Below are 25,450 nucleotides of genomic sequence, written 5' to 3'. Positions count from 1 at the left end.
CAAACTCTACTTTTTTTGACCTATCCCCTAATTACAGTGTCTTTTATATCTATAGAAGAGAAAAGTGAGTGCAATTTCTCCCAGCATCTTTTGCTTTATAGAGGGCTTTGTCGGCAAAACTTATCGCATCAAGTGTTAAAACAGTCGTGTTTTGTGTGTAATAAATACCAGTGGAAATAGTGGTGTTGAGGTTAGATGCTATTTCAAATTGAGATATATCATTACGTAATTTTTCAATGACCTGATAGGCCTCGGACCTATCATTAAACTGTAAAAAAAGTAGGAATTCCTCGCCACCATAGCGAATAAATAGACTGTTTTTAGGGATGTGTTGTTTAATCTTAGCTGCAATGGCTGTGATCACTTTATCACCGACATCATGACCATAGCGATCATTAATTTGCTTAAAATGGTCAATATCTAACATGGCAACGGTATTATATTTTTGAGTTGGTAAAGTGATATATATATCAAGCCAGGTCGTTAAAAAGTGCCGGTTATATGCCTGAGTTAATGCATCCGTTTCACTCATTACTTTTAATTTCTTTGATGTTGCAGCAAGGCGGATAGTTTGCTTACGCAGAATCTGTTTTTGTTCAAAACGGTACTTAGTCTCTAACTCGCGTCGATAACTAGCGATTAAACAAAGAAAAGTCGTGCCGATTAATATAAAGCGTTTATTCATTTCATCAGCAGGATCAATTAGGAGCAACTGAGGGTGTAAAAATAGCATGTAAGGGATAAAAACAAAGAAGGATGCAATGCAAGATGAAATAAATGATAGTCGAGATAAGGTGCCAATATATATTAACAGTAAAAGTATACCATCCTGATAGTGATTATTGTTTTGCATTAAAGCTGTATATCCAGCCCAATGAATTATCCATCCAGAAGCAATAAATAACAATATCTCCGATAACTGCAAGTAACGCCATCGGACAACCGTCGCACGATAAAGTATGCATGAGGCAATCAAAGAGTAAATCAATCGTGCGGTAATGATGGGGATAGCATCAGACTCGAGCGTTACCCAGTCAGGGATAGCAAAACAAGCGAAAATAAAAATCGCAAAAAACATGAATCGTGAATATGGTCGATAAACTTCTACTTCAAGGAAGTGCTGATAGCGCAGTTGTTTAAAGCTACTGGTGGAGAATAAGCTATTCACAATTAATACCTAAGTAGAAGAGTAAGAAAGGGCTTTTGTCATAGATGAAGATCATCTTATGTCATTGTAGTTTGATACTATGCAGCCTTACACTTTGTTGCATAGATAATGTGTTTTTAATCGTACTTTTTGGGCACTACTTTCTAAACAACAGAGAAAGAGACGTATTGCTCAAGAAAGAGGCGGGCATTATACTGGTAATCTACAAAGTATTAAATAATGGATATCTCGCGTGATAAACAAAGTTCGGCACCAACTGGTTAATAATGCAGCTTCTCTATTAAAAACACCACTTCACTTGCTACCACAAACGGTACAAAGAAGGGTATTGCTTGATGGCTTGGAGACGGTATTTAAAGAAGCATTAGACGATGGTGACTTTGAGTTCTTAGAAGATAAGTGGCTAAAAGTGTCCGTAACTGATATCGATTTAAGCTGGTATATAAGTTATAGCAATGAAAGCTTAATTGTCGCAGAGCAACCGGTGAAAGAAGATGTGAGCTTCAGTGGTGCTTTAAATGACTTAGTTTTGATCGTTGGTCGTAAAGAAGATCCTGATACGCTGTTTTTTCAACGTCGCTTAAAAATCGAAGGGGATACTGAGCTTGGTTTAGAAGTGAAAAACTTAATGGATAGCGTTGATCTCGAACTTTTGCCAAAGCCGTTGCAAATATTGATAAATCAACTAGCTGATTTTGTGCAGAAAGGAGTACAATCCTCTCAGACACAAAATGAGGTAATTAATGCTTATTCGAACTGAAGCACCCGTTGATATTCTTGCGATTGACCGCTTAGTAAAAGCCGCTTTTGATACAGAAGCAGAGGCAAACTTGGTAATGAAGTTAAGAGAGAACTCTCAATTAACGTTATCTCTTGTTGCTTGCTCTGATGATGGTGAAGTTATTGGTCATGTGATGTTTAGCCCTGTTACCGTAGAGGGACAGGACATTAACTGGCAAGGACTTGCTCCACTCTCTGTCAAAAAAGAATATCGCCAGCAAGGTGTTGCGTCTAAATTGATCCAAGAAGCATTGATCATGTTGCAAGACTTTAGCTATCCAGCTTGTGTTGTATTAGGTGATCCTGACTTCTATACTCGATTTGGCTTTAAACCCGCGAGTGAGTATAACTTACGTTGCGAATGGGAAGTGCCAAGCGAAGCATTTTTAATTCTTGGTGTTGATAATTATTCACTCGATGAGCATCAAGGCTTGATCAACTATCGCTCTGAGTTTTCAGATTTAGTTTAGTCAACAACATATCAATAATAGAGATAAATGAGAGGCTTTATTCGGCCTCTTTTTTTAGTTTCGATGGGTTCAACAGCATGCCTTCTACGACAGAGCAATACCTACAAGAAATGGGAATCGCGCGTTGGGATCTAATTCATCCTGAGCGTTTATCGGGCTATGTAACGAAGCCGATAGAGTTACCAGCAAGTTGCCAACTTCTATTTATTTCGCCAGTGTCTCCAGAAGGAGAACTTGCTCTCATGTTTGAGCGAGTATTGAAAAGTATGAAACTGACGCTCGAACAGGCTTTATACATTACGCCAGAGCAGCTAGCAAATTGTCAATTGAGTGAAGTTAAATGGCTATGGTTTGCTGGTTGTGAAAATTCGATAGAGACTTCTCACCAATGCCTTAATACACCGTTATTATCTGACATTGAGGGTAATAACCAACAACGCCGCGCCTTGTGGCAGCAGATTTGTGCTTATGATTAATACGTTTAAAAAATTAGAAGCGGAACACTTACCAGAGGTGTGGAGAATTGAGCAGAGTGCTCATAGTCACCCTTGGTCGCAAAATATGATTAATGACTTAGCGAGTCGTGGCGCTTGCCATTACGGCATGTTTCAAAATGAGCAGTTAGTCGGCTACTTTTATGCGCAGAACATCATTGGTGAGGTGACACTGCTTAATATTGCGATCGATCCAGCAAAGCACAGGCAAGGGCTTGGTTTAGCATTAACAGAGTTCTTTTTAGAAACTTGCCAACAAGCGGATGCCGATAGTGCTTGGCTAGAGGTACGAGAGAGTAATTTACCAGCATTCAATCTATATGAATCTCAAGGATTTAATGAGGTTGATCGCCGCAGAAATTATTACCCAACAGAGCGTGGGCAAGAAGATGCGATTATTATGAGCTATATTTTCTTCTGATTAATCTTATTTCTCAAAGCAGGTAAATTTGCTCCTGAGGTAAATATAAGCGAAAATATGCCCAACTTGATTCGTTTCATCGAAGTCACACCTAAAGAAGACCAGATTAATGTCAAATACCCCTTTTATTGGTGAAGTATCTAAACGTAGAACTTTCGCTATTATCTCGCACCCTGATGCGGGTAAAACAACGATTACTGAAAAAGTTCTTTTATTCGGCAACGCAATTCAAAAAGCGGGCACAGTAAAAGGCCGTGGTTCTAACCAGCATGCAAAATCAGACTGGATGGAAATGGAAAAAGAACGTGGTATCTCGGTAACCACTTCGGTAATGCAGTTTCCTTATAATGATTGCTTGGTTAACCTACTAGATACTCCTGGGCACGAAGACTTCTCAGAAGATACTTACCGTACGTTAACGGCTGTTGACTCATGTCTAATGGTTATTGATGCGGCAAAAGGTGTCGAAGACCGTACGCGCAAATTGATGGAAGTTACCCGTTTACGTGATACGCCTATCGTTACCTTTATGAACAAACTTGACCGTGATGTTCGTGATCCAATGGAAGTATTGGATGAAGTAGAAAGTGAACTCGGCATGGCTTGTGCGCCAATTTCATGGCCTATTGGTTGTGGTAAAGAATTTAAGGGTGTTTATCATATTCACCGTGATGAGACGATTTTATATGAATCTGGTCATGGTCATGAGATCCAAGATGTTCGCATCATTAAAGGTCTTGATAACCCAGAATTAGACGTTGCTGTTGGTGAAGACCTGGCAGCGAGCGTGCGTGATGAACTTGAGTTAGTTATGGGTGCTTGCCCTGAGTTTGATCTAGAGCTATTCCTAGCCGGTGAATTAACGCCAGTATACTTTGGTACGGCACTGGGTAACTTTGGTGTTGATCATATGCTTGATGGTCTGACTAAGTGGGCTCCAGCACCTCAAACACGTAAAGCTAATGAGCGTGAAGTTGAAGCAACGGAAGAGAAGTTTTCTGGTTTTGTATTTAAAATCCAAGCAAACATGGATCCAAAGCACCGTGACCGTATTGCCTTTATGCGTATCGTTTCTGGTACTTACACACAAGGCATGAAAATGAACCATGTGCGCACTGGCAAAAACGTTAGTATCTCTGATGCTGTTACGTTTATGGCGGGTGACCGTACGCGTGCTGAGAAAGCGTATGCTGGTGATATTATCGGTTTGCATAACCATGGTACGATTCAAATTGGTGACACCTTTACACAAGGTGAGAACTTGAAATTTGCTGGTATCCCTAACTTTGCTCCTGAATTATTCCGCCGTATTCGCTTACGTGATCCGCTAAAGCAAAAGCAGTTGCTAAAAGGTCTTGTTCAGTTATCAGAAGAAGGTGCTGTACAAGTTTTTCGTCCTCTGCAAAATAACGACTTGATCGTTGGTGCGGTTGGTGTTCTTCAGTTTGATGTTGTTGTTGCGCGTTTAAAAGCAGAATACAACGTAGAAGCGATTTATGAAGGCGTTAATGTCGCAACCGCTCGTTGGGTTGAGTGTGGGGATGCGAAGAAGCTTGAAGAGTTTAAGCGTAAGAGCCAAGCTAACCTAGCACTCGATGGTGGTGATAACTTATCGTACATAGCTCCAACAATGGTGAACTTGAACTTAGCCTCAGAAAGATTCCCTGAAGTTGAATTCCGTGCGACACGCGAGCACTAATTAATGTGATAAAAGCTGGAGTTTTTCATCGTTTGACTAATTTTAGCAGAGGATGATTGGCAGCAGGACATAAAGCGTCTATTGTTTATACAGTAGACGCTTTTTACGTTTCTGAAGCTATTGAAAGTATAAGGATTATTGCTGTGTTGTTTGATACACATTGCCATTTTGATTTTGATGTTTTTGCACCTGATTTTGAACGTGAATATCAAAGTTCTCAGCTAGCAGGGGTACAGAAAATCGTTTTGCCGAGTGTTGATAGCTCAAATTGGCAGCGAGTGATGGATTTATCGAGCAGGTATGTAGGCATTTATTATGCATTGGGCATCCATCCACGCTTTATTGATTCGAATTATCACCAACAAATATCGTCATTGCAGCGCCAATTAGTGAAGAGAGATCCACGATGTGTTGCCATTGGGGAGTGTGGCTTAGATTTTTCTTCTGAGGTTAGCCAAAGTGTTCAAGAAGAGATATTAAGTACGCAAATTTTACTCGCCATTGACTATAAGCTACCTTTAATTCTGCATTGCCGTAAGTCACACAACCGACTTATACAGATAATTAAGCGGCATAAATTTTCATGTGGGGGGATTTTGCATGGCTTTACTGGCAGTTTTGAGCAAGCAATGGAGTGGGTGAAAATGGGCTTTTTCATCGGAGTGGGAGGAAGCATTACTTACCCTAGAGCAGCAAAAACAAGAAAGGCAATAGCGCAACTACCGCTATCGGCTTTAGTACTTGAAACGGATGCTCCTGATATGCCAATTTGTGGTTATCAAGGGTTAAACAATCACCCTAAATATCTCCCATTAGTGCTTAAAGAACTCGTGTTGTTGCGTATGGAGTCAGCGCAAACGGTTTCTTTAGCCTTGTGGAAAAATAGTCACCAAGCATTAAAAATATGTGAAATCACTCCAATCTAAATGTATAAATGATGAATGCACTCGTTTGCTTGTGTGATCTGGATCGCATTTATGACTCAATGTCTGTCGGATGAGGTCATAAAGTGTGAGAGCCCCATTACTTTATTGATGGGGGCATGCGTATAATTGCCACGCTTTATCAGCACCACACTTTGTTACTCGCCAATAAATAACTTAATAAGGAAGTCATAAACCATGAGCATGTTTATGAGCCTAGTCGGCATGGTAGCGTTAATCGCTATCGCTGTCCTACTATCAGACAACCGCAAAGCAATTAATTTAAGAACTGTGGGTGGCGCTTTTGCTATCCAATTCGCACTAGGTGCGTTTGTACTTTACATCCCTTGGGGTCGCGATTTACTTGCTGGCTTCTCTGCTGGTGTTGGTAATGTTATCGATTACGGTAAAGATGGAACAGGTTTCCTATTCGGAAGCTTAGTTAACTTCTCAGTTGACGGTATTGGTTTCATTTTTGCTTTCCAAGTTCTACCTACACTAATCTTCTTCTCTGCACTTATCTCTGTACTTTACTACATTGGTGTAATGCAGTGGGTTATCAAGATTCTTGGTGGCGGTCTTCAAAAAGCACTAGGTACTTCTCGTGCGGAATCAATGTCAGCAGCAGCGAACATTTTCGTTGGTCAAACTGAAGCACCACTAGTGGTTCGTCCGTTTGTACCAAAAATGACTCAATCTGAGCTGTTTGCTGTAATGTGTGGTGGTCTAGCATCTGTTGCTGGTGGTGTACTAGCAGGTTATGCATCAATGGGTGTACCACTAGAGTACCTAGTAGCGGCTTCTTTCATGGCAGCTCCTGGTGGTCTACTTTTTGCTAAAATCATCAAACCAGAAACTGATGAGCCTCTTCAAGACTTCAATGATAACGATATCGCTGAAGATGAAAAACCAGCGAACGTAATTGACGCTGCAGCTGGTGGCGCTTCAGTTGGCCTACAACTTGCTCTAAACGTAGGTGCAATGCTACTAGCATTCATCGGTTTGATTGCTCTAATCAACGGTATCCTAAGCGGTATCGGTGGTTGGGTTGGTATGGAAAACTTAACATTAGAATTGATTCTTGGTTGGGTATTTGCGCCACTTGCATTCATCATTGGTGTTCCTTGGGAAGAGGCAACAATTGCGGGTACTTTCCTAGGTCAAAAGACGGTTGTTAACGAATTCGTTGCTTACCTAAACTTTGTTCCTTACGTTGGTGAGAACGCTCAAGTTGTAGCGGCAACTGGTCAAGTAATGACTGAGAAAACTCAAGCAATCATTGCATTCGCACTTTGTGGTTTCGCTAACCTTTCTTCTGTTGCGATTCTACTTGGTGGTTTAGGTGGTCTTGCTCCTAACCGTCGTTCTGACATCGCTCGCATGGGTGTTAAAGCGGTTATCGCTGGTACTTTATCTAACTTGATGGCAGCGACTATCGCTGGCTTCTTCTTATCTTTCTAATCGAAAGCTGAGTTAGATTATATAGACGTCACTGAATAGAACCCCGTAGCAAGAAATTGCTGCGGGGTTTTTTTGTTTTTTTAGATGTAAACCGTTTGCGTTTTGTATCAGCACTACCGTTTATGAAGAAAGACCTATAATGTATAGATGTAGTTAAAATGACTTAAAGGAGTTAAGTTATTTCTATACAAGTTAGACACCCAGCAATTTACAGTGGTGCATAAAACCAAACAGACTAACTGTGCGGTGACAAGGATAGCAATTAACTCTTTTTCTAGGGGAGTTAAGTCTTCAAGGAACCAAGTCCGTTCATTTGTTGTTACTGTGCTTATTTCACTTACTTAGATGGTGAAAGGCAAAGTAGCTAACTATTGAATATATTGATCGGAGATAGAAATGAGCGATTTAAAAGCAGCAGCTTTACGTGCACTTAAACTTATGGATTTAACGACATTAAATGACGATGATACTAACGAAAAGGTTATCGCACTTTGTCACGATGCTAAGACAGCAGTAGGTAATACAGCAGCGATCTGTATCTACCCTCGCTTTATCCCTATTGCGAAAAAGACACTATGTGAGCAAGGTACGCCAGAAGTACGTATTGCTACTGTAACTAACTTCCCACACGGTAATGACGATGTTGCTATCGCTGTTGCGGAAACTAAAGCAGCAGTTGCTTACGGTGCAGATGAAGTTGATGTTGTATTCCCATACCGAGCGCTAATGTCTGGTAACGAAGAAGTTGGCTTTGAGCTTGTCAAGCAGTGTAAGGCAGCTTGTGGTGATATTACACTTAAAGTGATCATCGAAACTGGCGAATTAAAAGAAGAAGGGTTGATCAAAAAAGCCTCTCAAATTTGTATCGAAGCTGGTGCTGACTTTATCAAAACTTCAACAGGTAAAGTTCCTGTTAACGCAACGCCTGAGTTTGCACGTATGATGCTTGAAGTTATCCGTGATATGGGTGTAGCAAAAACGGTTGGTTTCAAACCAGCTGGTGGCGTACGTACAGCAGAAGATGCAGCGCTTTACCTAGCAATGGCTGATGAGCTACTAGGCGCTGAGTGGGCTGATAACATGCACTACCGTTTTGGTGCTTCCAGCTTACTAACAAACCTACTTAATACATTAGAAGTAACAGATCAAACTGCAGATCCTGCAGCGTACTAATTACAATTAGTCTGTTTAATGGAGTGGTGTATTGCCACTCCACATTACCTCTTTACTTTATCATTATGCTCAAATGAGTTTGGGAGGATCTAATGTATCTACCTCAAGAAATTATCCGTAAAAAACGCGACAATGAAGTACTTAGCACAGAAGAAATTAACTTCTTTATTCAAGGTGTAGCCGATGAGACCGTTTCAGAAGGTCAAATTGCCGCATTTGCAATGGCTATCTTTTTTAATGAAATGACGATGCCTGAACGTATTGCATTAACTTGTGCAATGCGTGATTCAGGCATGGTTATTGATTGGGAACACATGAACTTTGGTGGTCCAATTGTTGATAAGCATTCAACCGGTGGTGTTGGGGATGTAACGTCTTTAATGCTTGGTCCTATGGTCGCAGCATGTGGCGGTTTTGTTCCAATGATTTCTGGTCGTGGTTTAGGCCATACTGGCGGAACACTGGATAAGTTAGAGTCGATTCCAGGTTATAACATTACTCCAACGAACGATGTCTTTGGTCAAGTAACCAAGGATGCTGGTGTGGCTATTATTGGTCAAACAGGTGATCTTGCTCCGGCTGATAAGCGTGTTTATGCCACACGTGATATCACAGCAACAGTGGATAATATTTCACTGATCACAGCTTCAATTCTTTCTAAAAAACTAGCAGCAGGTCTTGGCTCTCTTGTGATGGATGTTAAGGTTGGTTCTGGTGCATTTATGCCTACCTATGAAACTTCAGAAGAGCTAGCTAAATCGATTGTGGCTGTTGCTAATGGCGCAGGTACAAAGACGACAGCGATTCTTACGGATATGAACCAAGTGTTGGCTTCATCAGCAGGTAATGCATTAGAAGTTAGAGAGGCGGTTGACTTTCTAACGGGTCAATACCGTAATCCTCGCTTGCTGGAAATAACACTGGCTTCATGTGCAGAAATGTTAGTGCTGGCCAATCTAGCTAAAGACTCTGTTGAAGCGCGTGAGAAGCTAATGACAGTGCTAGATAACGGTAAAGCAGCCGAGTGTTTTGGCAAGATGGTTGCTGGTCTTGGTGGCCCTGCGGACTTTGTTGAAAACTACGATAGCTACCTAGAAAAAGCAGATATTATTAAGCCAGTATTTGCACAACAAAGTGGCGTAGTATCAGCGATGGATACACGTGCTATTGGCATGGCTGTTGTTGGTATGGGTGGTGGTCGTCGTGTTGCTGCAGATAGCATTGACTATGCCGTTGGTTTCGATAACTTCATTCGCTTAGGTGAGATCGCAAGTGCAGATAAGCCGCTAGCGGTGATCCACGCTCGCAATGAAGAGCAGTGGCAAGAAGCAGCCAAAGCATTACAAAGCGCGATTACAGTGGGTGGAGAGTATCAGGCAACGCCAGATGTTTATCGCCAGATCCGTTCTGAAGACGTGTAGATAAAGCGTGCACAAATAAGCACCGTCATAGCAATTAGTTGGTGAATACGATGAAAAGAGCATTTATTTTAGTTTTAGATTCATTTGGTATTGGCGAGTCTGCGGATGCAGTTAAGTTTGGTGATGTTGGCTCAGATACTATGGGTCATATTGCTGAACATTGTGAAAAGGGATTAGCTGACAACGCCGACCGTAAAGGGCCACTAACATTGCCAAACCTTTCTAAGCTCGGTTTGGCGATGGCTCATAAAGAGTCGACAGGTCACTTTGCTCCAGGTATGGATACACACGTTGAAGTTATCGGTGCTTATGGGCATGCCGCTGAACTGTCATCTGGCAAAGATACACCATCAGGTCACTGGGAAATTGCAGGTGTTCCCGTTTTATTTGATTGGGGCTACTTTACAGAGAAGGAAAATAGCTTCCCTAAAGCGCTGACAGATAGCATTTTAAAGCGTGCTGGTTTATCAGGCTACTTAGGTAACTGCCATGCATCAGGAACACAGGTTCTGGATGAATTAGGCGAGGAGCATATGAAAACGGGCTTGCCAATTTTCTATACCTCTGCTGATTCTGTTTTCCAAATTGCTTGTCATGAAGAAACGTTTGGTCTACAAAATTTACTGGATCTGTGCCAAATCGCTCGTGAAGAATTGGAAAGTTATAATATCGGTCGTGTTATTGCTCGTCCGTTTATTGGTTCTGGTAAAGGTCAGTTTGAACGAACAGGTAATCGTCGTGATTTATCGGTTGAGCCACCTGCAGCAACCGTACTGCAAAAGCTAGTCGACGAGAAGGGTGGTGACGTTCACTCTATTGGTAAAATTTCTGATATTTATGCCGGTTGTGGTATTACTCAGAAAACAAAAGCAACCGGGATTCCTGCGCTGTTTGATGCAACGAAAGAAGCGATCAAAGCCGCTGGTGATAACACGATTGTATTTACTAACTTTGTTGACTTTGATTCGGCCTATGGACACCGTCGTGATGTTGCAGGTTATGCAGCCGCACTAGAGTATTTTGATAGTCGTATTAATGAAATCATTGATATGATGGAAGAAGACGATGTGCTAATTCTTACTGCAGATCATGGTTGTGACCCAACTTGGCCTGGTAGTGACCATACTCGTGAACATATCCCAGTGATTGTTTATGGTCATAACGTGCCAGCAGGCTCTCTAGGTCGTCGCGATACTTTCGCCGACATTGGACAAAGTTTAGCGCACTACTTTGGTGTATCCGCGATGGATTATGGAACGAATTTTCTATAATACTAATCTCAGCTAGTATTTTACAGATAGTTGTTAAGCTAAAAATGAGGCCTCGATAGTCATATCGAGGCCTTTTATCTATGTGTGACTTCTAAGAAGTAAATTTTCTTGAGGTCTTCTTGGCTTATTGTAAGCAACTAATATGAGCATAATACCTGTCAGAAAGCTCATTAAGAGCATGATATACATATTGCGATCACTTTTTCGGTAATGGTGATCGGATATGGCTGTGACCTTACCTGTTTCAAAGGTAAGTCGCACAAAGCCAATAATGGCATGGTTACTAAATACCGGTTCCACTAATTGCTGGCGACCAATACTTGCGGTTGATAAAGGTGTATCTAGCCCTAGCACTTCTCTTGCCGACATAGCCCCGTCACTCGATGCAAGTCGAATGCCTTCTGCATCATAAATTGTTGCATCAAATACCAGTCGATCTTGTGCGAGTTGATTGGTGAGTAGCAGTAAGCGCTCTTGATCTTGCTCTGCGATCATCGTACTAGCTGATAATGCAGCTTGTGAGCTTAATACCTTGGTTAATGTTTCTAGCTGCCTAGCTTGGATTTGCTCATTTCCCTTACTGATCATTGCGCTATTTTTTATGGTGAAGAAAAATAACCCGCCAATTACTATAAGTGTGATCACACGAAGTGCATTTCGAATTGAGAATAGAGAGTCATCTATCATATACGTGTGTCCAATTAAGAGGAAAAATTGAAGAAATTAGCATTTTATACATATTGAGACTTGCGTTTTTAAATTGCAATAGGTTAACGTCTTGTTAGGTTAATAAGGAATTAGAATCATGGATGTTTTACAAGCTTTACCCATAAAAAAGCATACTTCATTACAAAAACGTTTGCCAGAAGTGATAGCGGTAAGCCCATTGGTAAGATCAAAAGGTAGTTGGATTGTTTTTTCTGAATACTTAGATCCTCAATATTTTGATCAAATGGATTTATCTGTAAACAAGAATAGCCAGATTTTAGATGTATGGAAAGTCGGGTATTATGAAGTGGCTTTAATGGCCGGTGAGTTAACTGCAGCACATGAGCAGTTTTTGCAGTCAATCAAGTTAGATTATGCGAGCTTATCAGAGGTTCCTGATTTATCAAGACCTGGCCTTATTGTTATGGATATGGACTCAACGGCCATACAAATTGAGTGTATTGATGAAATCGCAAAATTAGCAGGCGTCGGTGAAATGGTTGCTAATATTACTGAAAAAGCGATGCAAGGTGAGCTCGATTTTGAACAGAGTTTACGTCAAAGAGTTGGCGCTTTAAAAGGTGCAGATGCGAGCATATTAGAGCAAGTTCGTTCAGGACTGCCTTTTATGCCGGACCTAGAAGAATTGGTTAATACGCTTAAATCACTGGGCTGGAAAACGGCAATTGCATCCGGTGGTTTTACCTATTTTTCCGATTACCTTCAAGATACTTTAGATCTCGATTTTGCTCAATCAAACCAATTAGAAATCATTGATGGTAAATTAACCGGTAAGCTTATTGGTGATGTTGTTTCTGCACAAACCAAGGCTGATATTTTAGTTGAGCTGGCTGATAAGTACGAGATTGAAGTTCATAACACACTCGCGGTTGGTGATGGGGCTAATGATCTCGTTATGATGACAACAGCTGGTTTGGGAATCGCTTATCATGCAAAACCAGCAGTGGAGCATGCAGCACAAGCCGCCGTACGTTTTTCTGGTTTAGGTGGGGTTCTTTGTATCTTATCCGGCGTACTTGCTCAGCAGAAAAAAGTTAGTTGGCAGCCAAAACCGTAATCATGGTATGAATGAGCCTAAGGTTGCATCTTAGGCTCACGATTCTACTATATAACTAAGTTAAGTTAGTTCAAGACGAATTAAGACTTCTTCAGTGATATTATCAATTTCACTGTATCCAATCATGGCCAAAATTTCATTTTCTAACTTTCCTGCCTGATACATACTGATTTGCGTTAACTCATTTATATCAGCTTGCAGCAAAGAGGTGAGAGGGTTGAATATTGGAGCTGTTGATATCCGTAAAACGTGGATCTCTCCCAGTTGTTTCGCTTTTTTAATAAAACGAATCCGGTCACTAACCTGTTTAAAATCACTACTGAGATAAGTATGTATTGATTTTATTGTGTCGCCATTTTTTACTGCAGCGAGATAGATTTCATGATGCTGTGGCTCTGCACCTTCAATTCTCTTCATTGGAGCAGCAAGCAAGGTATTTGAACGACCTTTAAAGATCGGCTCTAAAGATAGCCTTTGTTCATGCCCTAGCTTGGATAGCAACATTAGGTGTTTGCGTAGTGGTGGGTTTATCCCAATTGCTTTGGTTCTTATGCTATTTTCAAATTTATCGATAAAAATCGGTGCACTGGTCACTCTCGCTAAAAGTAAGTGATGTAAGATTTCAAGTAGTTCGTAATTGGGCAGTTGCTCTTCTTTTTCAAGTAACTTTTCTTGATTATGCTCAATAAGTGCTTGGAAGAAAGCCGTGATTTTTTGCACTTCAGAGCTATATTCAATCACCAATTGTACCTGTTTACCATCAGGGCTAATTCTGATGACTTCATAAGGTACATTATGCAGAGGTAGCTTATTATTGTAGTTTTGCAGCTCTTTGAAATTAATATCAACCACATCACCATTTTTTAGTGTTAATGGATTATCAAGCGATAAGTAGAGTCCACGCTTAGATAGATCAATGGTCGTTCCTGTACTCTGTTGCGACTTTGATGTCGTAATAACTAAAGGAGAGCTAAATTGATAACGGGGTTCTTTACGTCGAGTTTGTGCGTCGAAATAAAGCCCTTGTGGTTGACCTATGATCTGCCTTGTATGGCGAAATTTATTAAGTTCACTGCTCGCAATACGAGGTTTCTCAGTCAGTAAATAATCTTGTGCTGATTGTTCAGTGCTGATCTCTTGTAAAATGCCACAATGCGTAAGATTGTCAGCATTATTAGCTAAATCGACAGAGTGCTTAGCGAGAGATTCCGTTTCTTTTGGGCTTAACTCAAAAATGGATAAGCGGAAAGCTCGCCAACTTGAGCGCTTTGCACCAATATGCCAGAAAAGTTGGCGCTGTTCTCGTGAGGCCTCAGGTAGCATCATCGAGTAAAATAAGGTTTTATCTTGGTGCTCATGAGTAAAAGAATAAATGACACTACTGCCTTCTTTCATCCCTTGTCGCGTTAGATTGTTTATTCGCTGTGGAGTAAATAGTGAGCCTAAACTTTGCTGATTACGTTCATCGTGCCAATATTGCCAAATAGATTGATTATTGTCGGTTAATAGCGCGAACTTAAACTCATTACCACTAAAGAAAAGGGGTAGGTTACAAGTGTGTTTGAGATAAATATGTTCATAGCTGCGGCTGCGTGTTTGTAAAATCTTATCTTGATTATCGTGGCGTGTTTTTTTTATGTTAGTCGTTAGTGCTTCTTCAATAGCCTGAGCGATAACTTGAGTGTCAGTAAGCCTTAAAGCTCGTAAATACTTTATTGAGTCATTATCACTGGCTTCTTCAATCCCAACAATGCGATATTCAAAGGTGTTGTTGATACCTTCGATGTTCGACTTTTTAGCGAGTGCGACAAAGTTGACCTCTATGACATCACCTAAATTATATTTAAATGCACGGGGTACTTTGAATTTTGCACCAGAGCAAGATAGATCGATACTTAGACCATGGATTTTTTGGTTTCTAGGTAAGGTTATATTGACTTGAGAAACGACTTTTAAGCGATTTTCTTGACGTTTAAATTCATAGCCAAGTGTGATCACTTCAGCTTCATAAGGGCTGTTTGGGTTGGTCAGTTTAATCTGCTTTGTTTTAACTTCATTTTGATGCATTACACGAAAATTATTACGGGTATTTATTAAGGTTTCCCAAACCCCTTCAGTATAGCTACCATAGCGTTTGATACTTTTGTGGTAAGCATTGAAGGCCACATCATCAAGCCAATGAATCTTATCATTTAATTCATACTCACGGCATTCACCTTGTACTCGGCCACGAAGGTCGATACTTTTTGAACAAGGTGCCATGATGCGCTTTAATTCCATTTTAACTAACAGTTTAACTGAAGGAGATTCTCCTGTTGTTAATTGAGATAAAACGTACTCAAAATCTTTCGCATTGTAGACAGGAATGAGGCGTTCAGCTAATGAGAGAATTTCAGATGGCTGCATATTTTTCTGTTAGAGTAAATGGTTAATGTATGTCAGGTTGGTTGCTGTAATACAGTGCAGGAGGCGCGATAAATCAGCATTTTATGACGTGTGGATCGGCTAAGATTTTACCGTAATTCATAGTTTAAGTCTATGTAATGAGATATTTAAGTATAGAGACATTTATAGTCTATTGTTGTGATTATGTTCTTAAGGTAATTGATTATGATCGCACCAATATATTATTTGAAGTCAATTATAGAGTAGGAAGTCAATGAATGGCTAAAGCACCAAAGTTAGCATATGTATGTAATGATTGTGGCATGGACTACCCACGTTGGCAGGGGCAGTGTCGATGCGGTGCATGGAATACTTTAGCAGAAGTTCGTTTGCATACCAGTAATGCTTCATCTGCTAAGGCTTCGGCGCGTTCTTCGATTTCTGGTTATGCTGGAGAAGTGGGCGGTGGGGCAAAAAAACTCAGCGAAGTTAAAGCGGTTGAAGCAGAAAAGAAACTGACTCATATCGGTGAATTAGATCGCGTACTGAGTGGTGGCTTAACGGCTGGCTCGGTTAATATTATTTCAGGCGATCCTGGAGCGGGTAAAACCACTTTACTATCCGATCTGGTTGCACGTTTATCTCACGATGTTGCTTCTTTGTACTGTACCGCTGAGGAGTCACTGTCGCAGTTTAAGAACCGAGTTGATAGGCTAAAGTTATCTTACAATGAGGAGAACTTATTCCTGCTGTCAGAAACAAGTGTTGAATCGATTATTGATGAATTAGATAAAAACAACATCAAATTTGCCGTCATTGACTCGATACAAGCGGTGGTAACAGAAACAGCAAATGGTAGTCCAGGCTCACCATCACAAGTAAAAAGTGCAGCGCAAGCTCTCACCCAATACTGTAAAAAAAATAATGTCACCATGTTTATCATTGCTCATGTTAATAAAAACAATGAGATTGCGGGGCCACAAACCTTAGTTCATATCGTCGATTCTCTGCTTCATATTGATACGAATGATGGTCAGGTTAGAACATTGCGTGCAAATAAAAACCGCTTTGGCGATGTGGATACTGTCGGAATCTTTAGGATGAGTGAGCGAGGAATGCTCAGTGTCGATAACCCGAGTGAAATATTCTTATCGGGATCAACCACAGAATCACCAGGTTCTGCGATTACTTGTATTCGCAAAGGTAACCGAAACTTACTCTTAGAAATTCAATGTTTAACCACGGAAACGGAAACGGAGTATCCACAGCGAGTTTGTGTGGGGTTAAATATGAATCGAATTAAGATGCTGACGGGTATTTTACGTAAGCATACGAAAACCAAAATATACCATGATACTTTTTTTAATATTGTTGGCGGGTTAAAAATTGATGAATCAGAAACCTGTATCGATTTAGCGCTAGTTGCTGCATTATTGAGTAGTTTGAATGAGTTTGTGGTTCCGCGCACAACCTGTATTATGGGTGAACTTAGCTTAAATGGTGATGTTCGACCTATTGATAGTGGTGTTCCTCGTGTAAAAGAGGCCGCTCAACATGGTTTTACCGAGATTTTTATTCCATTTCGTAATTATCATAAGTCAATGGAAGGGTTGGGTGCTAAAGTGACACCAGTAAAAACGGTTCACGAACTAATTGAACTTATTAACTAATTTTATCGCATTGCATGCATGAAAGTAAGGCACTTATTCTATTTTTTAATCGATATAAGCATAATTGAGTAAAGGTTGTGCGATCAATATTGGTATCGATTGAGGCTGACACACTGGATAGGTTTTTTTTTCTAGACTATATTTATCGTGCATTGAAATGCGTTAAGATATCTTTTTTACATCCACACACATACAAAGGTATCAGTCGTGACAGATTGTGATATACTCTGCGCGCAATTTATACCTTATTAATAGAGTAAAACGATGACTGATTTATCTAAATACAGAAATATTGGTATTTTCGCGCACGTTGATGCGGGTAAAACTACCACAACTGAGCGTATCTTAAAACTAACTGGCCAAATCCATAAGACTGGTGAAGTTCATGATGGTGAATCGACTACTGACTTCATGGAACAGGAAGCTGAGCGCGGTATTACTATCCAGTCAGCAGCTGTAAGTTGTTTCTGGAAAGATTACCGTTTTAACGTTATCGATACTCCTGGACACGTTGACTTCACTGTTGAAGTTTACCGTTCTCTTAAAGTACTTGATGGCGGTATCGGTGTATTCTGTGGTAGTGGTGGTGTTGAGCCTCAGTCAGAAACTAACTGGCGCTACGCGAACGAATCTGAAGTTGCACGTATCATCTTCGTTAACAAACTAGACCGTATGGGTGCTGACTTCTACCGCGTTGTTAAGCAAACTGAAGACGTACTAGGTGCTAACCCACTAGTTATGGTTCTACCTATCGGTATCGAAGACGAATTCGTTGGTGTTGTTGACCTTCTAACTCGTAAAGCATTCGTTTGGGATGACACTGGTCTTCCTGAGAACTACGAAATCACTGATGTTCCTGCGGACATGGTTGATCAAGTAGAAGAATACCGTGAAATGCTAATCGAATCTGCTGTAGAGCAAGATGACGATCTAATGATGGCATACATGGATGGCGAAGAACCAACTATTGACCAAATTAAAGCATGTATCCGTAAGGGTACTCGCACAATGGCATTCTTCCCAGCATACTGTGGTTCAGCATTCAAAAACAAAGGCATGCAATTAGTTCTTGATGCAGTTGTTGATTACCTACCTTCACCAACAGAAGTTGATCCACAACCTCTAATGGATGAAGAAGGCGAAGAAACAGGCGCTCACGCTATCGTTTCTGCTGACGAAACATTTAAAGCGCTAGCATTCAAAATCATGGATGACCGTTTTGGTGCACTAACATTCGTACGTATTTACTCTGGTAAACTAAACAAGGGTGACACTATCCTTAACTCGTTTACAGGTAAAACTGAGCGTGTTGGCCGTATGGTTGAGATGCAAGCAGATGACCGTAACGAACTTACTTCAGCTCAAGCTGGTGATATCATCGCTATCGTTGGTATGAAGAACGTACAGACTGGTCACACTCTTTGTGATCCAAAAGATCAAGTAACTCTTGAGCCAATGGTATTCCCAACTCCAGTAATCTCAATTGCTGTAACGCCAAAAGATAAAGGCGGTTCTGAGAAAATGGGTATCGCTATCGGTAAGATGGTTGCAGAAGATCCATCTTTCCAAGTTGAGACTGATGAAGATTCAGGCGAAACTATCCTTAAAGGTATGGGTGAACTTCACCTAGACATTAAGGTAGATATCCTTAAGCGTACATACGGCGTAGACCTAATTGTTGGTCAACCACAAGTTGCTTACCGTGAAACTATTACTCAAGCAATTGAAGATAGCTACACGCATAAGAAACAATCTGGTGGTTCTGGTCAATTCGGTAAGATCGATTACCGTATCAAACCAGGTGAGCCAAACTCTGGTTTCACGTTCAAATCAGTAGTTGTTGGTGGTAACGTACCAAAAGAATTCTGGCCTGCAGTTGAAAAAGGCTTCGGTTCTATGATGGAAAACGGTGTTCTTGCTGGCTTCCCAACTCTAGACGTTGAAGTTGAACTGTTTGATGGTGGTTTCCACGCAGTCGATTCATCTGCAATCGCATTTGAAATCGCAGCGAAAGGCGCATTCCGTCAATCTATGCCTAAAGCTGGTGCACAACTTCTTGAGCCAATCATGGCTGTTGACGTGTTCACTCCAGAAGATCACGTTGGTGATGTTATCGGTGACCTTAACCGTCGTCGTGGCATGATCAAAGATCAACAAGCTGGCGTTACTGGCGTACGTATCAAAGCTGACGTTCCTCTTTCAGAGATGTTCGGTTACATCGGTTCACTACGTACAATGACTTCTGGTCGTGGCCAATTCTCTATGGAATTCGCACACTACTCAGCTTGTCCAGCGAACGTTGCTGAAGCAGTAATCGCTAAAGTTAAAGAAGAGAAAGCAGCTAAGTAATTAGCAACTTCTTGATTTAATATTTAGTAAAAAACCCCGATAGTCTGACTATCGGGGTTTTTTTATGTCTATTTATTCTGGTGAATTAGGTCAATATAAATGTTCTCGACCTTTGTTCTTGCCCAGTCTGTTTTACGCAAAAACTTTAAACTTGATTTAATGCTCGGGTCTTTTTTAAAACAATTAATATTGACCATACCGCTTAACGTTTCCCATCCATAGTGATCGACTAACTTAGTTAAAAGTTGCTGCAATGTAATACCATGTAGAGGATTGTTTTCTTGTGTCATGACTGAATATTCCGCCTATTTAATGTATGCCTTAGTATAAGGCATACAGACAAGCGTAGTGACCTTGATTTTTCCCTTTAGCGCTATTCCCAAACAATAAGGCTATCTTTAGGCCAGTTATGCCCTATTTCATGGTACTTCTGCTCTAGGATATGGCGCTTGATTTTTAAGGTCGGTGTAAGTACACCATTATCAATACTCCAGGGTTCTTTTATCATCAGCACCCCTTTGATTTTTTCATGTGAACCAAGTTGATTGTTGACGCGAGCAATAATTTTTTTGGTGGTGCGCTCATAGCGCTTACGATCAAAATTAGTAAACTCATGTGGGACAACAAGTAAAATAGGTCCAGGCAAACCAAGGCCAATTAAGCACATCATTTCCACTCGGCTATATTCAAATAATTTTTTCTCAATCGGAACTGGAGCAACAAATTTCCCTTTAGCGGTCTTAAAGGTATCTTTTTTGCGCCCCTGAATCATTAGGTAGCCATCTTCATCAATAGAGCCAATATCACCAGTATGTAGCCAACCCTCTGAGTCAAAAGTCTCTTTCGTTGCTTCATCATTAAGATAGTAGCCACTAAATAAGCCTTTACTGCGCACCATGATCTCTTGATCTTCTGAAGAGATTTTTAATTCAATCCCTGGTCCAGCATTCCCCACGCTACCAATTTTATCTGCTCTAAAAGGGTGGTTGATCGTGCTGTAAGCAAAGGTTTCTGTCATTCCCCACGCTTCTGTAATATGGATACCAATACTTTCGTACCATTGAAGTAGAGAAGGAGGGACAGGTGCCGAGCCACAACCCACAACACGAGCCTGATCAAGACCAAGGTTATCAGCTAGTTTCTTTTTAATCAGCGTATTAATGAAAGGGATTTTAAGTAATATATTAAGCCTTTTCTGTGGCAACTTATCTTGAATGCGCTGTTGGAAGAGTGTCCATAGTCGTGGCACTGAAATAAACAGCGTTGGGCGCTGCATTTTAACATCTTCAATAAAGGTATCTAAGGACTCAGGAAAAGCGGTTTCTACTCCACCTGTAATTGATGAGCCAAAGATATACACTCGCTCAGTAATATGCGCTAAAGGTAAGTAAGAAAATAAGCGGTCACTTTCTTCAATACCAATATGTTCGGTCAGTTGTGATACTGACCATGAAAAAGCGCCATAGGTTAGCATTGCTCCCTTAGGAGGACCTGAAGTACCCGAAGTGTAGACAAGTGACATTAATTTCTCGTCATAGTGTACAGGGCGCTCAGTACTCGGTGTTGCAGATTTAATGAGAGCAGTGAAGTCATGTTGGCATTTAGGAGCAGAGTCATAAGGCAGTGCAATAGTAATGAGATCGTGCTGAGATGCGATGACTTGTTCGGTAAATACTTTATTATCGAGTTTACCTGCAATTAATGCCTTACATTCACTGTGAGTTAGACAGTATTCAATGGTATCAGCCCCTGCAGTTGGGAAGATAGGCACGCTAATATAATCACCAAGCATCATTGCAAGATCACAAATAAACCATTCAGCACAGTTCTTTGAAATAAGCCCGACTTTATCTCCTGGCTTGATGCCTAAATCACGCAGAGCAGAAACCAGCTTTAGAGCCATATCTGCAACATCAGCAAAGGTATACTCAACAAACTCACGATTAATAATTTGCTTTAAATAGACACTATTAGGTTTTTCTTCTGCCCAACGAAGAATGAGTTCATTGGGAGGTGCGATTGAGCACGTTTTCTCTAGGCTAGGATTAGGCTGGTTCATCGTTAGAAATACCTTTTATTTTTTTATATAGGGGTGTTATTGTTAATTATTTGTAAACTTTAGCAGGTAATTTCTATTTTGTTGAAGTGGTCGGACTACTTTTCTTTAAATTCTTATCTTTTAAACGAAGAAAAGGTGCTTATTTAATAGTAATAAGCACCGAGTAGGAGCGAAAGCATAGTTGCGAATTTGGCTTAATTATCTGAAATTAAATTATTTTTAATAAGCTAACATCAATAATTACGGCGCTAAGAGCAAAAAAGAGGACTAAATAAACAATAGGTAACTTTATTTGCTTAAGAAGATAGAAGCCACAAATAACCAATGCCATATCGGATGCACTGACCACTGCATGGCTATAAATGGGTGAATACAGCGCAGCGAGCAGTAGACCAACAACTGCTGCGTTTACTCCGCGTAGTGATGCTGATATCGCAGGAATAGCAGCGATTTTCTGCCAGTTTTTAAGTACTGCAAGCATCAATAAAAAACCGGGTGTAAAAATAGCAATGGTGGCAATCAGAGCTCCCGTTATTGGGCTATTAGGTAGTAATTCATAACCAATATAGGTTGCCAAAGTAAACATTGGACCAGGTACTGCTTGTGCAAATGCATAGCCAGCTAAAAAGCTATCTGGAGATAATTGCGTACCAATATTATTCTGTAATAGTGGTAATACGACATGGCCACCACCAAAAACAAAGCTCCCCGCCTGGAAAAAGTGAGAGAAGAGGTTAATAAAAGTGTGTTGTGAGCTTAGTAATGGTAAGGCTAATAGACCGATGAGAAAGATAATCAGCGGTGGCCAAGAGACAATGTTCTTACTCGCAATATTCTGGTTATCTAGTCGTTGAGCTTGTTGATCAGAGGGGGTATTTAGAAAGTAATACCCAATGATAGCGGCAAATATAAGCACGGCTATTTGGCTGGTAACACTGGGTATAATGAGTAGGGCTATTGCCGTTAATGCACATAAACCTATCGTAATTTTATCTTGGCAAAAATTCTTATACATCCCCCAACAAGCATCGACGACTACCACAACAGCCAGCAGCTTTAGTCCGTGAATAATACTAGTAAAAAGAGTGGAGTCTATGAACTGATGACTCAATATTGCCAGCATAACCATCAGCAGCACAGAAGGCAGGGTAAAGCCGAGGAAAGCCATGACCCCTCCCAAACAGCCGCCTTTTTTATATCCGATAGCAAATCCGACTTGGCTCGAACCAGGACCTGGTAGAAACTGACTTAAAGCGACAATCTGCGCGTACTCTTCATCACTTAACCACTTATATTTTTCGACAAAAGACTGTCGGAAGTAGCCTAAATGAGCAGCAGGGCCACCAAAGCTCACAAAGCCAAGTAGTAAAAAGGTTTTAAAAATAGAGAACATTGATATTTCGTTATTGAGTGAAGTGATGGTAGGAGAGTAAAAAAAATAGTCTCATGACTCAAATTGATAGTTTTGATTTATACTATGAATAATATGGGATGTAGTGGGGTTGTCGTCACTTTCTCTATTCACTATTTGATAACACAATGAATATAAGCGCTATGATGAACTGGAAAAATATAGATTTAAACTTATTGGTTTCATTTCGATCTTTATATGAACTCAATAGTGTCAGTGCTGCAGCAGAAAAAAATCATGTTAGCCAATCGGCAATGAGTCACAGCCTTTCTCGTTTGCGTGTGTGGTTTAATGATCCTTTGTTTGAGCGAAAAGGGCATCAAATGCAAGCCACAGAGCGAGCTCACCACTTAGCTCCGAGTGTCATGCTAATTCTTGAGCATATTGAAAGAGATTTGTTATCGAGTGAAGTCTTTGAGCCAAAAACCTACAGTGGTGTTTGTCGTATTGGGCTGACAGATTATGCTGAATTGATTTTTGCTCCAATTATTTATGACGCTATTCGACGTTCTGCGCCCAAGGTGCAAATCAGTTTTATCAACGTTAATCGACATAATTATGTCTCTATGTTTGCAGAAGAAAAGCTCGATGTCGTTATTGGTAGTATCCCTCAATTACAGTCGCAGTATTCAAGTTTAAAGCTCTATACCGAAGAGCATGTCTGCCTATTTGATCCAAAGGTGCTAACACTGAGCGATCCTTTTACGGTCAGTGACTTTTGCAATATCGAGCAAGCGTTAATTAGTCCTGATGGTGATCTATCCACCCATGTCGATCAACAGCTTGCTGACTTAGGTTTAAAGCGGACAGTAACAGTGGCTTCGCGCAGTTTCTTAACGATTAGGCGCTTGTTAAATGAAAGACCATTGATCGCTATCGTCCCTAAACGCATGGCGGAAGCAGAGATGATGAATGATAACTTAGAGATGATTGTGCCACCGCTACCAGTAGCAGACTTTGATATTTCATTAGTTTGGCAAACCAATCAAACGACTCAAGATAAACAGCAGTGGTTGTCAGGGGTCATACAGAACTGTTTGTCTAATTAAGGTATGGCTATAGGCTTACCAATAGCAGCTTGAGTCTATTGGTAAGCGAATGGATGGGGCTTGATAGGTTAAATAGTGAGGTTAAACCTTACCCACTCTTTTTTACGCCAGCGTCTCGCCATGATCAATCCTCGTAGCCACTCATCGGCAGCGATAGCAAGCCAAACCCCGATCAGTCCATAGCCCCAATGGATTCCCCATAAATAACTAAAAGTAACACCAATTCCCCACATGCTAAGGATACCTATTTGGATAGGGAATTTAATATCACCTGTCGCTTTAAGAGCAGAAATAAAGATAAGATTAAAGACACGACCCGCTTCTAATAGTATTGAACCTGTGATGAGCAGTGCAACTAAAGAGACAATCTCTGGTTCTTGAGTAAATAAGTTAATAATAGGAAAACGGAAAAAGTAGATAAGGCATGTTAGTGAAGTTGAGGCGATAAATCCGATCACAAAATACCATTGTACCTTACGTAAAATCTGTTCACTCCAGCCTTTACCAATATAGTAAGCGGTCTGAATTTGACTTGCTTGACCTAGAGATAACGCAAAGGCAAAAGAGAGTCGAGCAATATTCTGAGCATAAGTAAAGGCAGCGAGAGAAGCTGTGCCCATTTTGACCACAAAGAAAGTGATCGCTATTTGCGCCAAGTTATAAAATAAAACCTCACCAGCATTCATCACGCCAATTTGCATTATTTTTTTGTATATTAAACGGGGAATTTGACGAAACTGTTTAAAAGGTAATTCAACATTATGGCTACGAAGCGTTATCCATAGCAGTAAGGTTGCCACAATTTGGCTAAATACAGTGGCAATCGCAACGCCTGGGACACCATAAACAGGAAGTCCGAAAGGTTGATATAAAGCACAGTAGTTACCAAATAAATTAATAACACCCGCAATTAAATTGATTACCATTGGCGAACGAGAATAGCCATGGCTGCGTAATATTGTTGAGAAAACAATCCCCAGCGTTAGGTTAAAAGTAAACGCCCCACTAATGAACAGGTACGAGTAACCAAATGCCTCAACTTCAGGCTCTAAGCCATATAACGGTAGGAAATAGTTGGCAGCAATAATGGCAAGCAAGCTTAATAGTAAGCCGATGCCTAGTGCTAAAAAGGTACTGGCAATACCGACATGAGAGGCTTCACGGTAGCGCTCGGCACCATTATACTGCGAAATTAAAATGCCAGTACCGCTACTCACCATGGTTGACATGATGATCAGAAAGAAGGAAAGCTGAGAAATAACACCAACGGCAGAAACGGCTGCATCAGAGTAGCCGCTTAGCATAAATACATCACTGGTATTTAAAGCGGTACGAAGGAGTATTTCAATAAATATCGGCCACGTTAGTGCCACGATATTCATACGCTTATTAAGGCTCGAGTTGGAGTTAGGCATAGTAATCAGCAATATCTCAATAGGAAGTTAATCTTAAGAGGCGTC

Annotated in this window: 21 protein-coding genes; 14 read left to right on the top strand and 7 right to left on the bottom strand. The window is 40.6% G+C overall.

All coding sequences use genetic code 11. The features are described from left to right. Positions 1-49 precede the first annotated feature (49 nt). Positions 50-1,168 carry a GGDEF domain-containing protein gene (locus BCU68_RS13250; RefSeq protein WP_102565221.1) on the bottom strand — a complete coding sequence of 373 codons (1,119 nt, stop codon included), beginning with the start codon at positions 1,166-1,168 and terminating at the stop codon, positions 50-52. 232 nt (positions 1,169-1,400) lie between these two features. Between BCU68_RS13250 and BCU68_RS13245 the strand changes: the two genes are divergently transcribed. The 10 genes from BCU68_RS13245 to BCU68_RS13200 all read left to right on the top strand — a co-directional run bounded on the left by BCU68_RS13245 (position 1,401) and on the right by BCU68_RS13200 (position 11,281). Continuing rightward, positions 1,401-1,928 carry an SCP2 domain-containing protein gene (locus BCU68_RS13245; RefSeq protein WP_102565220.1) on the top strand — a complete coding sequence of 176 codons (528 nt, stop codon included), beginning with the start codon at positions 1,401-1,403 and terminating at the stop codon, positions 1,926-1,928. Beyond that, the gene (locus BCU68_RS13240) at positions 1,912-2,418 is read left to right on the top strand and encodes an N-acetyltransferase (RefSeq protein ID WP_102565219.1); all 507 of its coding nucleotides are present in this window, start codon (positions 1,912-1,914) and stop codon (positions 2,416-2,418) included. Before BCU68_RS13245 ends, BCU68_RS13240 begins: the two co-directional genes overlap by 17 nt. A gap of 77 nt (positions 2,419-2,495) precedes the next feature. Beyond that, the gene (locus tag BCU68_RS13235; RefSeq protein ID WP_102565218.1) at positions 2,496-2,894 is read left to right on the top strand and encodes a DNA polymerase III subunit psi; all 399 of its coding nucleotides are present in this window, start codon (positions 2,496-2,498) and stop codon (positions 2,892-2,894) included. After that, positions 2,887-3,333 (top strand): ribosomal protein S18-alanine N-acetyltransferase, encoded by a 447-nt coding sequence (rimI, locus tag BCU68_RS13230; RefSeq protein ID WP_102565217.1) that lies wholly within the window; start codon positions 2,887-2,889, stop codon positions 3,331-3,333. Before BCU68_RS13235 ends, rimI begins: the two co-directional genes overlap by 8 nt. A 109-nt stretch (positions 3,334-3,442) precedes the next feature. Next, positions 3,443-5,032, top strand: a complete 1,590-nt coding sequence (gene prfC / locus BCU68_RS13225) for a peptide chain release factor 3 (protein WP_102565216.1) — start codon at positions 3,443-3,445, stop codon at positions 5,030-5,032. Between the two features lie 143 nt (positions 5,033-5,175). After that, a complete protein-coding gene (locus BCU68_RS13220; protein ID WP_102565215.1) occupies positions 5,176-5,958 on the top strand; it encodes a TatD family hydrolase in 783 nt (260 codons plus the stop codon). A gap of 195 nt (positions 5,959-6,153) precedes the next feature. After that, positions 6,154-7,416, top strand: coding sequence for a NupC/NupG family nucleoside CNT transporter (locus BCU68_RS13215; protein ID WP_102565214.1), 1,263 nt, complete (start codon positions 6,154-6,156; stop codon positions 7,414-7,416). Positions 7,417-7,812: 396 nt separating this feature from the next. Further along, positions 7,813-8,589 carry a deoxyribose-phosphate aldolase gene (gene deoC, locus BCU68_RS13210; protein WP_102565213.1) on the top strand — a complete coding sequence of 259 codons (777 nt, stop codon included), beginning with the start codon at positions 7,813-7,815 and terminating at the stop codon, positions 8,587-8,589. Positions 8,590-8,681: 92 nt separating this feature from the next. After that, complete coding sequence (gene deoA, locus BCU68_RS13205) at positions 8,682-10,010, top strand: thymidine phosphorylase (RefSeq protein WP_102565212.1); 1,329 nt, start codon at positions 8,682-8,684, stop codon at positions 10,008-10,010. Between the two features lie 50 nt (positions 10,011-10,060). After that, complete coding sequence (locus tag BCU68_RS13200) at positions 10,061-11,281, top strand: phosphopentomutase (RefSeq protein ID WP_102565211.1); 1,221 nt, start codon at positions 10,061-10,063, stop codon at positions 11,279-11,281. 78 nt (positions 11,282-11,359) lie between these two features. On the opposite strand, the gene BCU68_RS13195 is transcribed toward BCU68_RS13200, so the two are convergent. After that, on the bottom strand, positions 11,360-11,965 hold the full coding sequence (locus tag BCU68_RS13195) for a YtjB family periplasmic protein (protein WP_102565327.1): 606 nt from the start codon (positions 11,963-11,965) through the stop codon (positions 11,360-11,362). A 121-nt stretch (positions 11,966-12,086) separates the two neighbouring features. Here BCU68_RS13195 and serB point away from each other — a divergent pair, with 121 nt between their 5' ends. Beyond that, positions 12,087-13,067: a phosphoserine phosphatase gene (gene serB, locus BCU68_RS13190; protein WP_102565210.1), complete on the top strand. Its 981-nt coding sequence runs from the start codon at positions 12,087-12,089 to the stop codon at positions 13,065-13,067. A gap of 60 nt (positions 13,068-13,127) precedes the next feature. Here serB and BCU68_RS13185 read toward each other — a convergent pair whose 3' ends face one another. Beyond that, complete coding sequence (locus BCU68_RS13185) at positions 13,128-15,473, bottom strand: PilZ domain-containing protein (protein WP_102565209.1); 2,346 nt, start codon at positions 15,471-15,473, stop codon at positions 13,128-13,130. A 257-nt stretch (positions 15,474-15,730) separates the two neighbouring features. On the opposite strand from BCU68_RS13185, the gene radA reads away from it, so the two are divergent. Together radA and fusA are read left to right on the top strand one after the other, a co-directional pair. After that, the gene (gene radA / locus BCU68_RS13180) at positions 15,731-17,122 is read left to right on the top strand and encodes a DNA repair protein RadA (RefSeq protein ID WP_102565208.1); all 1,392 of its coding nucleotides are present in this window, start codon (positions 15,731-15,733) and stop codon (positions 17,120-17,122) included. A gap of 264 nt (positions 17,123-17,386) precedes the next feature. Continuing rightward, a complete protein-coding gene (fusA, locus tag BCU68_RS13175; RefSeq protein ID WP_102565207.1) occupies positions 17,387-19,471 on the top strand; it encodes an elongation factor G in 2,085 nt (694 codons plus the stop codon). Between the two features lie 68 nt (positions 19,472-19,539). Here the strand turns inward: fusA and BCU68_RS13170 are convergent, their stop codons facing one another. The 3 genes from BCU68_RS13170 to chrA form a co-directional block, all read right to left on the bottom strand. Beyond that, positions 19,540-19,761: a VF530 family protein gene (locus BCU68_RS13170; protein WP_102565206.1), complete on the bottom strand. Its 222-nt coding sequence runs from the start codon at positions 19,759-19,761 to the stop codon at positions 19,540-19,542. A gap of 83 nt (positions 19,762-19,844) precedes the next feature. Continuing rightward, positions 19,845-21,530, bottom strand: a complete 1,686-nt coding sequence (locus BCU68_RS13165) for an AMP-binding protein (RefSeq protein ID WP_102565205.1) — start codon at positions 21,528-21,530, stop codon at positions 19,845-19,847. A 208-nt stretch (positions 21,531-21,738) separates the two neighbouring features. After that, on the bottom strand, positions 21,739-22,923 hold the full coding sequence (chrA, locus tag BCU68_RS13160; RefSeq protein ID WP_102565204.1) for a chromate efflux transporter: 1,185 nt from the start codon (positions 22,921-22,923) through the stop codon (positions 21,739-21,741). Positions 22,924-23,075: 152 nt separating this feature from the next. On the opposite strand from chrA, the gene BCU68_RS13155 reads away from it, so the two are divergent. Then, positions 23,076-23,990 (top strand): LysR family transcriptional regulator, encoded by a 915-nt coding sequence (locus BCU68_RS13155; protein WP_102565326.1) that lies wholly within the window; start codon positions 23,076-23,078, stop codon positions 23,988-23,990. A gap of 68 nt (positions 23,991-24,058) precedes the next feature. On the opposite strand, the gene BCU68_RS13150 is transcribed toward BCU68_RS13155, so the two are convergent. After that, positions 24,059-25,405, bottom strand: coding sequence for an MATE family efflux transporter (locus BCU68_RS13150; RefSeq protein WP_102565203.1), 1,347 nt, complete (start codon positions 25,403-25,405; stop codon positions 24,059-24,061). Positions 25,406-25,450: the final 45 nt, after the last annotated feature.

The sequence above is a fragment of the Vibrio sp. 10N.286.49.B3 genome (assembly GCF_002873395.1).
Classification (GTDB): domain Bacteria; phylum Pseudomonadota; class Gammaproteobacteria; order Enterobacterales; family Vibrionaceae; genus Vibrio.
The sequence above is the reverse complement of the archived record's forward strand: the minus strand, read 5'-3'. Positions and strand labels throughout refer to the sequence as shown.

Excerpts from the sequence above, each read along its gene's own strand:
- fusA (WP_102565207.1), top strand. The coding sequence starts at position 17,387 with ATGACTGATTTATCTAAATACAGAAATATTGGTATTTTCGCGCACGTT.
- rimI (WP_102565217.1), top strand. The coding sequence starts at position 2,887 with ATGATTAATACGTTTAAAAAATTAGAAGCGGAACACTTACCAGAGGTG.
- BCU68_RS13170 (WP_102565206.1), bottom strand. The coding sequence starts at position 19,761 with ATGACACAAGAAAACAATCCTCTACATGGTATTACATTGCAGCAACTT.
- BCU68_RS13150 (WP_102565203.1), bottom strand. The coding sequence starts at position 25,405 with ATGCCTAACTCCAACTCGAGCCTTAATAAGCGTATGAATATCGTGGCA.
- deoC (WP_102565213.1), top strand. The coding sequence starts at position 7,813 with ATGAGCGATTTAAAAGCAGCAGCTTTACGTGCACTTAAACTTATGGAT.
- BCU68_RS13165 (WP_102565205.1), bottom strand. The coding sequence starts at position 21,530 with ATGAACCAGCCTAATCCTAGCCTAGAGAAAACGTGCTCAATCGCACCT.
- deoA (WP_102565212.1), top strand. The coding sequence starts at position 8,682 with ATGTATCTACCTCAAGAAATTATCCGTAAAAAACGCGACAATGAAGTA.
- BCU68_RS13185 (WP_102565209.1), bottom strand. The coding sequence starts at position 15,473 with ATGCAGCCATCTGAAATTCTCTCATTAGCTGAACGCCTCATTCCTGTC.
- BCU68_RS13200 (WP_102565211.1), top strand. The coding sequence starts at position 10,061 with ATGAAAAGAGCATTTATTTTAGTTTTAGATTCATTTGGTATTGGCGAG.
- BCU68_RS13235 (WP_102565218.1), top strand. The coding sequence starts at position 2,496 with ATGCCTTCTACGACAGAGCAATACCTACAAGAAATGGGAATCGCGCGT.
- radA (WP_102565208.1), top strand. The coding sequence starts at position 15,731 with ATGGCTAAAGCACCAAAGTTAGCATATGTATGTAATGATTGTGGCATG.
- BCU68_RS13240 (WP_102565219.1), top strand. The coding sequence starts at position 1,912 with ATGCTTATTCGAACTGAAGCACCCGTTGATATTCTTGCGATTGACCGC.
- BCU68_RS13215 (WP_102565214.1), top strand. The coding sequence starts at position 6,154 with ATGAGCATGTTTATGAGCCTAGTCGGCATGGTAGCGTTAATCGCTATC.
- chrA (WP_102565204.1), bottom strand. The coding sequence starts at position 22,923 with ATGTTCTCTATTTTTAAAACCTTTTTACTACTTGGCTTTGTGAGCTTT.
- prfC (WP_102565216.1), top strand. The coding sequence starts at position 3,443 with ATGTCAAATACCCCTTTTATTGGTGAAGTATCTAAACGTAGAACTTTC.
- serB (WP_102565210.1), top strand. The coding sequence starts at position 12,087 with ATGGATGTTTTACAAGCTTTACCCATAAAAAAGCATACTTCATTACAA.